The organism is Variovorax paradoxus B4 (genome assembly GCF_000463015.1).
Taxonomy (GTDB): Bacteria; Pseudomonadota; Gammaproteobacteria; order Burkholderiales; family Burkholderiaceae_C; genus Variovorax; species Variovorax paradoxus_E.
The window spans coordinates 1,096,501-1,110,325 of sequence record NC_022247.1 but is presented as its reverse complement, the minus strand read 5'-3'; the positions used below and the strand labels follow the sequence as shown (position 1 = coordinate 1,110,325).

Genomic DNA, 13,825 nt, shown 5'->3' with positions numbered 1-13,825 from the left:
GAACGAGCACTTTGCAACTCACATCGTTGCTCCGATAATTGAGCATTGGATTTTTCTATGTTGACCTGGGACGAAGAAGTCAAGCCCTCCTTATCAAAGGATATGCAACAAGGATTGCAGCAACACCACGCATCGACCAGCGGCCTGCCCGCAGGCCGATCGGTGGACGCTCCGACCTCGTCGATTGCACAGCCCGCGGCGCCCGTCGCAGCGCAGCGCGTCAAGGCTTCCGACAAGCGCATCATCAACGGCCAGACCGACGTCAACCAGCTGGTGCCGTTCAAGTACAAGTGGGCCTGGGAAAAATACCTCGCCACCTGCGCCAACCACTGGATGCCGCAGGAAGTGAACATGACGCGCGACATCGCGCTCTGGAAAGACCCGAACGGCCTGACCGAAGACGAGCGCCGCATCGTCAAGCGCAACCTCGGCTTCTTCGTGACCGCCGACTCGCTGGCCGCCAACAACATCGTGCTGGGCACCTACCGCCACATCACGGCACCCGAATGCCGCCAGTTCCTGCTGCGCCAGGCGTTCGAGGAAGCGATCCACACGCACGCGTACCAGTACATCGTCGAGTCGCTCGGGCTGGACGAGAGCGAGATCTTCAACGCCTACAACGAAGTGCCCTCGATCCGCGAGAAGGACCAGTTCCTGATCCCGTTCATCGACGCCATCAGCGACCCGCTCTTCAAGACCGGCACGCACGAAACCGACCAGACGCTGCTCAAGTCGCTGATCGTGTTCGCCTGCCTGATGGAAGGTCTCTTCTTCTACGTCGGCTTCACGCAGATCCTCGCGCTGGGCCGTCAGAACAAGATGACCGGCGCCGCCGAGCAGTACCAGTACATCCTGCGCGACGAGTCGATGCACTGCAATTTCGGCATCGACCTGATCAACCAGCTCAAGCTCGAGAACCCCGGCCTCTGGACCAACGAGTTCAAGGCCGAGATCAAGGCCCTCTTCATGAAGGCCGTCGAGCTCGAGTACAAATACGCCGAAGACACCATGCCGCGCGGCGTGCTCGGCATGAACGCCTCCATGTTCAAGGGCTACCTGCGCTACATCGCCAACCGGCGTGCACAGCAGATCGGCCTCGAAACGCTCTTCCCGAACGAGGAAAACCCGTTCCCCTGGATGAGCGAAATGATTGACCTGAAGAAAGAGCGCAACTTTTTCGAGACCCGCGTGATCGAGTACCAATCGGGTGGCGCGCTCTCCTGGGATTGAATCTTTCCGACAAGAATTAATGAATTCAAGAATTGCCCTTGCCACCGATCGCGCCGAAGAGCGCGGCATGGACGAGGGCTCAGGTGTTCATGGTGCTGGAGCTCAGATTCCAACGCCATGAATCGCTTCACGCTACCAACGTGCGTGGAGTGCTTCAATAGGTTGATTTTTTCAACTTGATCAAGGAGAAATAGAAATGGCAACTGCAAAGAAAGCGCCGGCTAAGAAAGCCGCTGCAAAGAAGGCTCCGGCAAAGAAGGTCGCGGCCGCTAAGAAGGCTCCCGCCAAGAAGGTAGCTGCGAAGAAGGCTCCGGCCAAGAAGGTCGCAGCGAAGAAGGTAGCCGCCAAGAAGGCGCCTGCGAAGAAGGTAGCCGCCAAGAAGGCAGCTCCGGCAAAGAAGGCCGCTGCCAAGAAGGCCCCTGCGAAGAAGGCTGCCGCCAAGAAGGCTCCTGCGAAAAAGGCTGCGGCCAAGAAAGCCGCGAAAAAGCCCGCTGCCAAGCCTGCCGCTGCCGCCAAGAAGCCTGCTGCGAAGAAGGCTGCGAAGGCTCCCGCCAAGGCTGCCGTAGCGCCTGCTCCTGCTGCGCAAACGACGCTGAACCCCCAGGCAGCCTGGCCGTTTCCGACGGCCAGCAAGCCCTGAGTCTCCTCAGCGGCCTTGACGGCAAAAAAACCCGGTACCTCACGGTGCCGGGTTTTTTTTATGGGCGCCTACAAGCGGGCGGCTCAGAGGCCCAGCGCCTTCAGGTCGATCTGGTAGTTCTGCGGCCCGCGCTGCGCGATCTTGAGCGCACCGATGCGGTTGCCGAGTGCCGCGCACTGCGCGAGCGGCCATTCCTTCTCCAGACCGAACAACAGCGCGCCGCGCCAGGCATCGCCGCAACCGGTAGGCTCGACCACCGCGGTCGGGGTCACGCCTGGCACATGCTCGCGCTCGCCATCGATCCAGACCTCGCAGCCTTCGGCCGCCAGCGTGACGACCAGGCCGCGCACGCGCCTGGAGATCTCGGCCAGGCTCCAGCCGGTGCGCTGCGACAGCATCTTTCCTTCGTAGTCGTTGACGACGACCCAGCTCGCCAGGTCGACGAAGTGCTTGAGCGCCTCGCCGTCGAACATCGGCAGGCCCTGGCCCGGATCGAACACGAACGGGATGCCGGCTGCGGCAAACTGCTCCGCATGCTGCAGCATCGCCTCGCGGCCGTCGGGCGCGATGATGCCGACGCGGATGTCTTCGCGCGCGGCAACCTTCGTGAGGTGCGCCTGCTGCATCGCACCGGGATGGAACGCGGTGATCTGGTTGTTGTCGACGTCGTTCATGATCATCGCCTGCGCGGTGAAGGTGTCGTCGAGCTGGCGCACGAACTCGGTGCTGATGCCCAGCGCGCGCATGCGCTCGAGGTAGTCGGCGCCGTCGCTGCCGAGGGTGGCCATCGGCAAGGCGGCGCCGCCCAGCGCATTGAGGCTGTAGGCGATGTTGCCGGCACAGCCGCCGAAGTCGCGCCGCAGGCCCGGCACCAGGAACGACACATTGAGGATGTGCAACTGGTCCGGAAGGATCTGGTCGGCGAACCGGCCCTCGAAGGTCATGATGGTGTCGAACGCGAGGGAACCGCAAATCACTGCTGCCATGGGTGAGCCGTTGGGTAGGAATGGAGAATGGATGAGAAAAAGAGCGCGCGAGCCAGGCCTAAGGATAGAACGCTTCGACGCGGTAGCCGGCGATGGGCGGCAGCGCAGCCGCCTCCGCTGCCGACAAGCTCAGCGGCAATGACGCGGCCTGATCGGAGCGCGCCGGAAGCACCGCCGGTGCGCCATAGTCCGAGGCCATCAACACGCGGCGCACCACGGCGCGTTCCTGCGTGTCGAGCAGCGAAAGCTCGACGGCCGGCATGGCCAGAGGAACGGCCGCGCCATTGCGCAGCGTGAAGCTGAGCCGGTAGTCGTTGTTGCCGGTTTTCTCGCGCGCGAAGGCCGCGCCCTCGATCACGATGTCGCCGATCTGCCGCAGCGCCGTGAGTTCGCAGCCAGCCACACGGCACAGCGAAGCGAACGCGGGACGCAGGTTCGGCTGGCGGGCGACGATGCCATCGCGCTCGTGGCGCAAGACCTGCACGACGAGCAGCAGGACGGCGAGCACGGCCAGCAGCCAGAGCCCGCGCCGTGCGCCAGGGCGCTGCCAGAAACCCGCAATGCCGCGGCCTGCGTTCTCGCTGTTGTCGGAGAAAGGAAGCCGCTCCGAATCTTCCGCATCGTCGCGGACCGATGGCAGGGGCGAAGGACGCAAGCCCGGCTCGGGCTCGCTCGCCTCCCGCACCATCGAGGCCGACACCTTTGCGGCAGCGCGCTCGTCGCGCGCCTTGGCACTTGCGATCTTGGCCGACTTGATGCGGGCCCGGCGCAGCGCCTTTTGCATCTGCACCTGATCGCGGTCTTGCTCGGGCTCGTGCTTTTCGTCCTCTTCGCTGGCGGAGGCCGTCATTTCCCGCGCCTTGAGGCGCAGGGCCGGCAAGGGAGGCGGCGGGGGCGGCGGCGAAGGCGGGGCCGCCAGATTCAGGTCGATGTTCGGAAACGGCGGCAGCGAACTCGCCGGCGGCCGCCATTCAGGCTCGTTGGCCTCGAAGTCGGTCCACAGCTCGTCGGCGACGATGCCGTGCGCCGGCAAGGCGAAGGTGGGCGCAGGTGCGGGAGCAGGTGTTGACGCAGGCTCGGGCTCTGGTGCTGGCACCGGCTCGGCCTCGGAAGGCGCGGCAGCCTCCGGCGGCTCGCGATGCTCGGGTTCGTCGTCGAAGAAATCCGCGTCCTCGGTGGCATCGGAGGAGGACGGCTCGATCGGTGCGGCGGGTGCCGATACCGATGGAGACGCAGCGCTCGCAGCCGGCGGGCCATCGGGCGCCTCGTGCAGGTCGAGCGTGGCGTCGAACACGTGGCTGCAGCGCCCGCAGCGCACCCAGCCATCCGAAATGCGAAGCTGGTCGCGCACCACCTTGAAGGTGGTGGCACAGGCGGGGCAGCGCGTGACGAGGCTCATGACGGGGCGATTGTAGGGTTGGGCCCTCGCCGCGCCAGTGGGATCAAACGCGAAACGGCAGGCGCGTGCGTCCTCAGCAGCGCGCCGTCATGAGGATCCAGCCATCCTCGCTGTCGCTGACTTCGAGCGCGGCATAAGGCGCGTAGGCCTCTTTCAGCTCGTCGGCCTGGCGCTCGAGGATGCCGGCCAGCACCAGCGATCCACCGGGCGCCACGTGGCTGCGCAGCAATGGCGCAAGCACCTTGAGCGGCGTGGCCAGGATGTTGGCCAGCACGGTGCCGTAGCTGCCCCTGGCCGCTTCGGGCAGGCCGGCGTTCAGGCGCACGCCGTTGGCTTCGGCGTTGAGGCGGGTCGACGAAACGGCCGCCTCGTCGATGTCGACGGCATCGATGTCGGTCGCGCCGAACTTCGCCGCGCCAATGGCCAGGATGCCGGACCCGCAGCCGTAGTCGAGCACGCGCTGGCCGGCGAACGAACCCTGCCTTGCGATCCAGCGCAGGCACATGCGCGTGGTGGGATGGGTGCCGGTGCCAAAGGCAAGCCCCGGGTCGAGCCGCATCACCTGCCTTGCCTGCTCGGGCGGCTCATGCCAGGTGGGCACGATCCAGAATTCGGGCGTGATCTCGACCGGCGCGAACTGCGATTGCGTGAGCCGCACCCAGTCCTGCTCGGGCACCGGCGCCACGCCGAGCACCGCGCAGCCTTCGAAGAAGTCCTGCAGCGCGAGCACCGACGCCGCCTCTTTCGCAAGCGCTTCATCGGCAAACAGCGCAATCACGCGCGAACGCTGCCAGCCTTCCTTGGGCGGCGGCATGCCGGGCTCACCGAACAGCGCCTGCTCGGCATCGGTCTGCGCGTCGGCGTCTTCCACCGACACGCTCAGCGCATCGAGTGCGTCGAGCGCGTCGCTGACCATTTCGACCCGGTCTTCCGGCGCCATGAGACGAAGTTCAAACATGACAAAGCCCCTCTTCGCCAGGAACACCGAGGAACCGGCTTTGCCGGGCCTCTGGTGCTGCCCCCTGCAAGGGGGCTGGCGAAGCGACACGAAGTGCGCGCAGCCTGGGGGTGTTCATCGTTTATGCGCCGCCAGCCACTCTTCCAGGTAATGGATGTTGGTGCCGCCGCTCATGAACTTGGCATCGACCATCAGCTCGCGGTGAAGCGGGATGTTGGTCTGGATGCCTTCGATCACGGTTTCGTTCAGCGCCGTGCGCATGCGCGCCATGGCCTGCTCGCGCGTGTCGCCGTAGACGATGATCTTGCCGATCATCGAGTCGTAGTTCGGCGGCACGAAGTAGTTGGTGTACGCATGCGAATCGACGCGCACCCCCGGACCGCCCGGCGGGTGCCACATGGTGATGCGGCCCGGCGACGGCGTGAACTTCCAGGCGTCTTCGGCGTTGATGCGGCACTCGATGGCGTGGCCGCGCATCTCGATCTGGCGCTGCGTGAACGGCAGCTTCTCGCCGGCCGCCACCATGATCTGCGTCTTCACGATGTCGATGCCGGTGGTGAACTCGGTCACCGGGTGCTCCACCTGGACGCGCGTGTTCATCTCGATGAAATAGAACTCGCCGTTTTCGTAGAGGAACTCGAAGGTGCCGGCGCCGCGGTAGCCGATCTTCTTGCAGGCCGCGGCGCAACGCTCGCCGATCTTCTCGATCAGCTTGCGCGGAATGCCGGGTGCGGGCGATTCCTCGATCACCTTCTGGTGGCGCCGCTGCATGGAACAGTCGCGCTCGCCCAGATAGACCGCGTTCTTGTGCTTGTCGGCCAGGATCTGGATTTCAATATGGCGCGGGTTCTGGAGGAACTTCTCCATGTACACGGCCGGATTGTTGAAGGCCGCGCCGGCTTCCGCCTTGGTCATCTGGATCGCATTGATCAGCGCGGCCTCGGTGTGCACCACGCGCATGCCGCGGCCACCACCGCCGCCTGCCGCCTTGATGATGACCGGATAGCCGATGGCGCGGGCAATGCGCTTGTTGGTGGCAGCATCATCCGAGAGCTCGCCCTCGGAGCCCGGCACGCACGGCACGCCGGCCTTGATCATGGCCTGCTTGGCCGAGACCTTGTCGCCCATGGTGCGGATGTTGTCGGGCGTCGGGCCGATGAACTGGAAACCGCTCTGCTCGACGCGTTCGGCGAAATTGGCGTTCTCGCTCAGGAAGCCGTAGCCGGGATGGATGGCCTCGGCGTCGGTCACCTCGGCCGCCGAGATGATGGCCGGCATGTTGAGATAGCTCAGCGACGACGGCGCCGGGCCGATGCACACGGCCTCCTGCGCGAGCTTGACGTACTTCGCGTCGCGGTCCGCTTCGGAATAGACCATCACGGCCTTGATGCCGAGCTCGCTGCAGGCGCGCTGGATCCGGAGGGCGATTTCCCCCCGGTTTGCAACCAGGATCTTCTTGAACATGGTCACTCGATGATGAACAGTGGCTGGCCGTATTCGACCGCCTGACCGTTTTCGCCGAGGATCTGGGTGATCGTGCCGGACTTGTCAGCTTCGATTTCGTTGAGGATCTTCATCGCTTCGATGATGCAGACCGTGTCGCCCTCGTTGACCTTGCTGCCGATTTCGACGAAGGCCGGAGCGCCCGGGCTGGACGAGCGGTAGAAAGTACCCACCATCGGCGACTTGATGGCGTGGCCGGCAGGCGCGGCTTCGGGCGCGGGTGGGCTGGCAAGCGCGGGTGCCGCCGGCGCTCCGGCAGCAGGAGCCGCGGCAGGTGCTGCCGCCACAGTTTGTACATACTGCACCGGGGCAGCGCCACCGCCCTTGACGATGCGGACCTTGCCTTCGGTTTCGGTGATTTCCAGTTCGGAAATATTGGATTCCGACACCAAATCGATCAGTGTCTTGAGTTTGCGCAGATCCATGGAGCTCCAGTGCCGACTTTGCCGGTCAATAGGATGTAACTTGGCTAAAAATCGGTGATTTTTAGCGATTGGCGGCTAAATGCCGAGTGTGTATCTGATTCTAACCGTGAACCAGTTCACGCCGCCAAGCGTCCAGGTCGGCCGCTTCGAGCTTGCCCATTTTACGAGCCGCCACCGCGCCTGCGCCATTGAGGACCAGCGTGAAAGGCAATCCGCCCCCCGTGTTGCCCAGGTTCTTGACCAGTTCCGTCCCCTGCAGGCCCGCCAGGCCGGTGGGGTAGCTGACCGGCGTCTTCTGCAGGAATTTACGGACTGCGCTGGGCTGATCGATCGCCAAACCGACCACTTGCCAGCCGTTCGCGCCATGTTCGCGAAAGAAGCGATCGATCATCGGCATTTCTTCCACGCAGGGGGGACACCACGTGGCCCAGAAATTGAGCAGCAGCGGTTTGCCCCGCAAATCGGAAAGAAGCAGCTCACCGCCCTCCGGCCGCTCGAAACGCTGGCTCCAGAAGCTCGCGTCCAGCACTTCGCCCTTGGGGCCGCTGCTGCGCTCACGCCACCACGCGCCGCCCAGGCCGGCCGCAGCGGCCGCGACTGCCACGCCGCCATAGAGGAGGCCTCGCCGTGTGGGCGAAGAAGTCATTCACTTGTCCTTTTCACTTTCGATCAGCCGGCGCAGCGCCGCCAGGTCGCCACGCGGCGCCCGCCCCTGGGCGTCGGGCCGAAGCGCACCGCGCAGGTCGTCGAGGTCATACACCAGCAGGTGCACCCCGATTTCCTCGCCCAATGCACGGCTTGCGGCGTGAACGCTCAGGGCTTCCACCTGCTCGCCATGAAAACCGGTGACCATCCGCGGCTCGTAGTCCACGTGGTGATCGATCAGGGCGATCTCGGCCGACTTGGAATCATCGCAGAACAATTGAATATAAATGTCTGACAGCCGCGTGGCGGTGCCGTGCCAGACCGCGCCTCCCACATGCGGGCGGAACGCCGCCATGCGCTCCATCCATTCGAGCGCGAGCAGCCGCAGCGCACGCAGCTCCTGCGGCTGGGTGTCGGCGCAATAGAGCGCGATGTAGTCGCGGACCTCGGCCTCCACCTCGTCGTTGTTCGGCAGCGCCGTGCGCGACGACAGGCCCAGGTCCCGCTGCGCCCGGCGCTTGGCCGGACCATACTCCAGCCCCTCCTCGACGACGAGGCGGGCTGCTGCGGCGGCAATCTCGTGCTTGGTGGACGTGTCCATCGAGACATTTTGCCCGCAGTACGGCGCCCCTCGCACAAACATCGGTACAAAGGGCGAGGACCGGGACGCGAACACCGCTCGCCGCCTCCCTAGAATCGGCCGATGCACATTCATATTCTTGGCATCTGCGGCACGTTCATGGGCGGATTGGCCGCCCTGGCGCGCGAGGCAGGCCACCGGGTCACGGGCTGCGACGCCGGCGTGTACCCGCCCATGAGCGACCAGCTTCGATCGCTCGGCATCGATCTGATCGAGGGCTTCGGTGCGGACCAGCTCGCGCTTTCACCCGACGTTTTCGTGGTCGGCAACGTGGTTTCGAGGGCCCGGCTGCCCGACGGCACCCCCAAGTTTCCGCTGATGGAAGCCATCCTGGACGCCGGCAAGCCCTACACCAGCGGCCCGCAATGGCTGGCCGAGCACGTGCTGCTCGGGCGCCACGTGCTGGCGGTCGCCGGCACCCACGGCAAGACGACCACCACGTCGATGCTGGCCTGGGTGCTGGAGAAAGCCGGCAAGGCGCCGGGGTTCCTGATCGGCGGGGTTCCGCTCGACTTCGGCGTTTCGGCGCGGCTCGGCGAGGGCCCGGCCTTCGTCATCGAGGCGGACGAATACGACACCGCCTTTTTCGACAAGCGCAGCAAATTCGTGCACTACCGCCCGCGCACGGCGGTCCTCAACAATCTGGAATTCGACCACGCCGACATCTTCGATGACCTTGCCGCCATCGAACGGCAGTTCCATCATCTCGTGCGCACCGTCCCCAGCACCGGGCGGCTGGTGGTGAATGCCACGGAAGAAAGCCTGCAGCGCGTGCTGGCCCAGGGCTGCTGGAGCGAGGTCGCGCGCTTCGGCGCCGGCGGCCCGAACAGCGGATGGCAGGCTCGCGGTTCGCACGATGCCTTCGATGTGCTGCACCAAGGTGAAGCCGTCGGCCGGGTGGAGTGGGCGCTCTCGGGCCTGCACAACCAGATGAATGCACTGGCCGCCATCGCGGCGGCCGAGCATGTGGGCGTCGCGCCCGCCGATGCGGCGCGTGCGCTGGGCAGCTTCAGAAACGTTCGCCGCCGGATGGAACTGCGCGGCACCGTCGAACGCAGCGGCGGCGCAATCACTGTCTATGACGATTTCGCCCACCACCCCACCGCCATCCGCACCACGCTCGACGGGCTGCGCAAGAAGCTCGATGAGGCCGGCAGGCAAGGCGAGCGCATCCTCGCGGCCTTCGAGCCGCGCAGCAACACGATGAAACTGGGCGTCATGGCGGCGCAGCTGCCATGGAGCCTGGAGTCGGCCGAACTGTCGTTCTGCCACACGGCCGGGCTCGACTGGGATGCCGCAGCAGCCCTGGCCCCCATGGGCAAGCGCGCGCAGGTGGCCGGTGCCATCGAGCCGCTGGTCGCCCGGATCGTGGCGGCGGCCCGGCCGGGCGACCATATCGTGTGCATGAGCAACGGCGGCTTCGGCGGGGTGCACGAGAAGCTGCTCGCGGCGCTGCGCGCGGCCGCCGCGCCATGACGGCCATGCGCGCCCGCGAACTGATCGAGGCCCTCAAGCTGCAACCGCACCCCGAGGGCGGCTGGTACGGCGAGGTGTTCCGCTCGGCAGCGAGCGTCCTGCCCGCCGATGGCCGGGCTGCGCGCAGCGCGCTCACCAGCATCTACTTCCTGCTCGAGGCCGGGCAGCATTCGCGCTGGCACCGGGTGCTGTCGGACGAAGTGTGGGTGCATCTCGAAGGCGTGCCGCTGGCGCTCTGGACCTGCGACGCCGCGCTGCGCACGGCGCCGGCCCATGTGCGGCTGGGCCCGGTCGATGCGCACGGCACGCGCCCCCAGCACGTGGTGCCGGCCGGCCAGTGGCAGGCCGCCCGCCCGATCCAGGGCCATACCAGCGGCGACTACACGCTGGTCGCCTGCATGGTCGGCCCGGGCTTCGATTTCGCCGACTTTTCCCTGGTGCCGCCGGACAGCGATGAGGCCGCAGCGATGCGGCACCACTGGCCCGAACTGGCCGCAATGCTTTAACGCCGGCGCTGCTTCACGGCCTGCGACAGGGTGTCGAGCACCTGCACCGAATCGTCCCAGCCCAGGCAGGCGTCGGTGATGCTCTTGCCGTATTCGAGCCCCGAGAGCTGGTCCTTGCCCGGCGTGAACTTCTGCGCGCCGGCCTGCAGGTGGCTTTCGACCATCACGCCGAAGACACGGTTCGAACCCGCGGCGATCTGGTTGGCGATGTCCTTGGCCACGTCGATCTGCTTCTGGTGCTGCTTGGAACTGTTGGCATGGCTGCAGTCGACCATCAGCGTGGGGGGCAGCTTGGCGGCCTCGAGGTCCTTGCAGGCGGCCTCGACGCTGGCGGCGTCGTAGTTCGGCGCCTTGCCGCCGCGCAGGATCACGTGGCAGTCGCGGTTGCCGTTGGTCTGCACGATCGCGACCTGGCCGTTCTTGTGCACCGAGAGAAAGTGGTGGCCGCGCGCCGCCGCCTGGATGGCGTCGGTGGCGATGCGGATGTTGCCGTCGGTGCCGTTCTTGAAGCCGATGGGCGCCGAGAGGCCGGAGGCCAGTTCGCGGTGCACCTGGCTTTCGGTGGTGCGCGCGCCGATGGCGCCCCAGGCGATCAGGTCGCCGATGTACTGGGGCGAGATCACGTCGAGGAACTCGCTGCCTGCCGGCAGCCCGAGCCGGTTGATGTCGATCAGCAGCTGGCGCGCCATGCGCAGGCCCTCGTCGATGCGATAGCTCTCATCGAGGTACGGGTCGTTGATCAGGCCCTTCCAGCCGACCGTGGTGCGCGGCTTCTCGAAGTACACGCGCATCACGATCTCGAGCGTTCCGGCGTACTTTTCGCGCTCGACCTTCAGGCGGCGGGCGTATTCGAGCGCCGCGGCCGGGTCGTGGATCGAACAGGGGCCCATGACCACCAGCAGCCGGTCATCCTTGCCCGCCATGATGTTGTGGATGTTGCGGCGGGTGCCCTCGATCAGCGTTTCGACCGGCGTGCCGCGAATCGGAAAGAAGCGGATCAGATGTTCGGGAGGGGGCAGCACGTTGATGTCCTTGATGCGTTCGTCGTCGGTCTTGCTGGTTTTTTCGACGCTCGCATACCAGCTGTCGCCGGCGGGGGCAGTGTTCGTGCTCATGGTGCTTTCCTTGTTTGAGTGGATATCGTCAGGGCATAAAAAAACCGCCGGGGCTCGAGGCGCCGGCGGTTTTGGGAGGGTGTTCGTTTGCTTTACGCGCTCGCCTCTCGTCCGCCGGAAACCGGGAACCAAAAGTAGGCAAAGAAATAAGCGCGGAGGGCGGACATGTGGGCGAAATGTAGCACGGAAAACAAAAGGCCGGGCAAAGGCCCGGCTACGAACGGCTCAACGGTAGCCGGATTCGTTGGGGTTGTGAATGATCCAGATCAGGTTGCCGCTGGAGTAGTCGCCCATGCCGCCGCCCGCGAAGACCAGGCGGCCCTGGCCCTTGTAGGTCATCTCGTAGCGATGGCGGTCGCTGCCGAAATAGAACGGGATGAAGGCCTTGCCCGTCACGTAGGCGCCCTGGTCGGTCGGCGGGCCGGCAAGGTCGGTGACCTGCCTGGCGCTCATGCCGATCTGCAGCCGGGTGAACCTGCTGTTGCGCGCCGGATTGCCGGTGATCTCGCCTTCGTAGCCATTCAGGCCCTTGACGGTGCGCCCGCTGCCGGCTTCGACCTTGGAGGAATCGATCACATTGCCCTTGGCATCCATGCCGGCCTTGGCGCCGCCACGGGCCGATGCCGCCGGCGCGGCAGCGGGTGCCGCCGCGGGCTGGCCGCCGCCCGAACCGCCGCGGGATGCGCAGCCCGCCGTCGCCAACAATGCCACCGCGGCAGTCACGGCCCACAGGGCCGCAGACGAGTTGATCCTGATCCTCATCGAATGCTCCTCTTTGTAAAAATCGAGGAGCGGAGCTTAGCAAGCCCTCAGGCCGTTCCGCCTACGGTCAAACCATCGATCCGCAAGGTGGGCTGGCCGACGCCGACCGGCACGCTCTGGCCTTCCTTGCCGCAGGTGCCCACGCCCGAATCGAGCGCCATGTCGTTGCCCATCATGGTCACGCGGGTGAGCGCATCGGGGCCGTTGCCCACGATGGTCGCGCCCTTCACGGGATACTGGATCTTGCCGTTCTCGACCCAGAAAGCCTCGCTGGCCGAGAACACGAACTTGCCGCTCGTGATGTCGACCTGCCCGCCGCCGAAGTTGGTGGCATAGAGGCCCTTCTTGATGCTGGCCACGATTTCCTTCGGGTCCTTGTCGCCGCCGAGCATGTAGGTGTTGGTCATGCGCGGCATCGGCACGTGGGCATAGCTCTCGCGGCGGCCGTTGCCCGTGGGCTTGACCTTCATGAGGCGCGCGTTGAGCGAATCCTGGATGTAGCCCTTGAGGATGCCGTCCTCGATGAGCACGTTGCGCTGGCTGGCGTTGCCTTCGTCGTCGACGTTGAGCGAACCGCGGCGGTCGGCAATGGTGCCGTCGTCGAGCACCGTCACGCCCTTGGCCGCCACGCGCTGGCCGATGCGGCCCGAGAAGGCGCTGGAGCCCTTGCGGTTGAAGTCGCCTTCCAGGCCGTGGCCGATGGCTTCGTGCAGCAGGATGCCGGGCCAGCCGGAACCGAGCACCACGGTCATCTCGCCGGCGGGCGCCGGACGGGCATCGAGGTTGGTCAATGCGGCCTTCACGGCCTGGTCGACGTATTCGGCGATCTGCGCGTCGTTGAAGTAGGCGAGGCCGAAGCGCCCGCCGCCGCCGCCGGAGCCGACCTCGCGCCGGCCGTTCTGCTCGGCGATCACGGTGACCGACAGGCGCACCAGCGGGCGCACATCGGCCGCCAGCGTGCCGTCGGCACGCGCCACCAGCACCACGTCGTATTCGCTCGCGAGGCCCGCCATGACCTGCGCCACGCGCGGGTCACGCGAACGCGCCAGCTTCTCGACCTTTTCGAGCAGCTTGACCTTGGCCGTGCTGTCGAGGGTGGAAATGGGGTCGATGCCGTTGTAGAGCGACCGGCTCGAGGCGATCTTGCGGGTTGCGGTCTTCACGCGGCCGGTGCGGCCTGCGGAGGAAATCGAGCGCACCGTGCGGGCCGCGTCGAGCAGCGAAGCCTCGGAGATGTCGTCCGAATAGGCGAAGGCCGTCTTCTCGCCGCTGACCGCGCGCACGCCGACGCCCTGGTCGATGCTGAAGCTGCCGGTCTTGACGATGCCCTCTTCGAGGCTCCAGCCCTCGCTGCGCGTGTACTGGAAGTACAGATCGGCGTCATCCACCCTGTGCGCGGTGATCTCGGCCAGGGCCTTGCTCAGGTGCGATTCGTCGAGGCCGAAGGGCGTGAGCAGGAGCTGTTGCGCCGTGGCGAGGCGCTCGATGGTGGGTTCGCGAGAGATCATTCCGCCATTCTAGGCAGCCGCCCTCTTCCGTG

General features: G+C 65.9%; 14 protein-coding genes. 4 read left to right on the top strand and 10 right to left on the bottom strand.

The features are described 5' to 3' along the window. Nucleotides 1-57 precede the first annotated feature (57 nt). On the top strand, nt 58-1,230 hold the full coding sequence (locus VAPA_RS04980; protein ID WP_021005672.1) for a ribonucleotide-diphosphate reductase subunit beta: 1,173 nt from the start codon (nt 58-60) through the stop codon (nt 1,228-1,230). Nucleotides 1,231-1,426: 196 nt separating this feature from the next. Beyond that, nucleotides 1,427-1,870, top strand: a complete 444-nt coding sequence (locus VAPA_RS33760) for a histone H1-like DNA-binding protein (RefSeq protein WP_021005671.1) — start codon at nt 1,427-1,429, stop codon at nt 1,868-1,870. A gap of 83 nt (nt 1,871-1,953) precedes the next feature. On the opposite strand, the gene VAPA_RS04970 is transcribed toward VAPA_RS33760, so the two are convergent. The 7 genes from VAPA_RS04970 to VAPA_RS04940 all read right to left on the bottom strand — a co-directional run bounded on the left by VAPA_RS04970 (nt 1,954) and on the right by VAPA_RS04940 (nt 8,387). Next, nucleotides 1,954-2,856 (bottom strand): carbohydrate kinase family protein, encoded by a 903-nt coding sequence (locus VAPA_RS04970; RefSeq protein ID WP_021005670.1) that lies wholly within the window; start codon nt 2,854-2,856, stop codon nt 1,954-1,956. A gap of 58 nt (nt 2,857-2,914) precedes the next feature. Further along, nucleotides 2,915-4,255 (bottom strand): zinc-ribbon and DUF3426 domain-containing protein, encoded by a 1,341-nt coding sequence (locus VAPA_RS04965; RefSeq protein WP_021005669.1) that lies wholly within the window; start codon nt 4,253-4,255, stop codon nt 2,915-2,917. A gap of 73 nt (nt 4,256-4,328) precedes the next feature. After that, nucleotides 4,329-5,213: a 50S ribosomal protein L11 methyltransferase gene (gene prmA, locus VAPA_RS04960; RefSeq protein WP_021005668.1), complete on the bottom strand. Its 885-nt coding sequence runs from the start codon at nt 5,211-5,213 to the stop codon at nt 4,329-4,331. A gap of 114 nt (nt 5,214-5,327) precedes the next feature. Beyond that, the gene (gene accC / locus VAPA_RS04955; protein ID WP_021005667.1) at nt 5,328-6,677 is read right to left on the bottom strand and encodes an acetyl-CoA carboxylase biotin carboxylase subunit; all 1,350 of its coding nucleotides are present in this window, start codon (nt 6,675-6,677) and stop codon (nt 5,328-5,330) included. Between the two features lie 2 nt (nt 6,678-6,679). Next, a complete protein-coding gene (accB, locus tag VAPA_RS04950) occupies nt 6,680-7,141 on the bottom strand; it encodes an acetyl-CoA carboxylase biotin carboxyl carrier protein (RefSeq protein WP_021005666.1) in 462 nt (153 codons plus the stop codon). 100 nt (nt 7,142-7,241) lie between these two features. After that, entirely contained in the window at nt 7,242-7,787 is a 546-nt protein-coding gene (locus VAPA_RS04945; protein WP_021005665.1) for a TlpA family protein disulfide reductase, read from the bottom strand. After that, on the bottom strand, nt 7,788-8,387 hold the full coding sequence (locus tag VAPA_RS04940) for a hypothetical protein (RefSeq protein ID WP_021005664.1): 600 nt from the start codon (nt 8,385-8,387) through the stop codon (nt 7,788-7,790). A 102-nt stretch (nt 8,388-8,489) separates the two neighbouring features. Between VAPA_RS04940 and mpl the strand changes: the two genes are divergently transcribed. Next, on the top strand, nt 8,490-9,902 hold the full coding sequence (mpl, locus tag VAPA_RS04935; RefSeq protein WP_021005663.1) for a UDP-N-acetylmuramate:L-alanyl-gamma-D-glutamyl-meso-diaminopimelate ligase: 1,413 nt from the start codon (nt 8,490-8,492) through the stop codon (nt 9,900-9,902). Beyond that, nucleotides 9,899-10,408 carry a cupin domain-containing protein gene (locus VAPA_RS04930; RefSeq protein WP_021005662.1) on the top strand — a complete coding sequence of 170 codons (510 nt, stop codon included), beginning with the start codon at nt 9,899-9,901 and terminating at the stop codon, nt 10,406-10,408. Before mpl ends, VAPA_RS04930 begins: the two co-directional genes overlap by 4 nt. Here VAPA_RS04930 and VAPA_RS04925 read toward each other — a convergent pair. The 3 genes from VAPA_RS04925 to tldD form a co-directional block, all read right to left on the bottom strand. Then, complete coding sequence (locus VAPA_RS04925; protein WP_021005661.1) at nt 10,405-11,523, bottom strand: 3-deoxy-7-phosphoheptulonate synthase; 1,119 nt, start codon at nt 11,521-11,523, stop codon at nt 10,405-10,407. The two genes, VAPA_RS04930 and VAPA_RS04925, sit on opposite strands and share 4 nt — an antisense overlap. Nucleotides 11,524-11,748: 225 nt before the next feature. Further along, nucleotides 11,749-12,285 (bottom strand): hypothetical protein, encoded by a 537-nt coding sequence (locus VAPA_RS04920; protein WP_021005660.1) that lies wholly within the window; start codon nt 12,283-12,285, stop codon nt 11,749-11,751. A 47-nt stretch (nt 12,286-12,332) separates the two neighbouring features. Further along, entirely contained in the window at nt 12,333-13,793 is a 1,461-nt protein-coding gene (gene tldD, locus VAPA_RS04915; RefSeq protein ID WP_021005659.1) for a metalloprotease TldD, read from the bottom strand. Between the last annotated feature and the right edge of the window lie 32 nt (nt 13,794-13,825).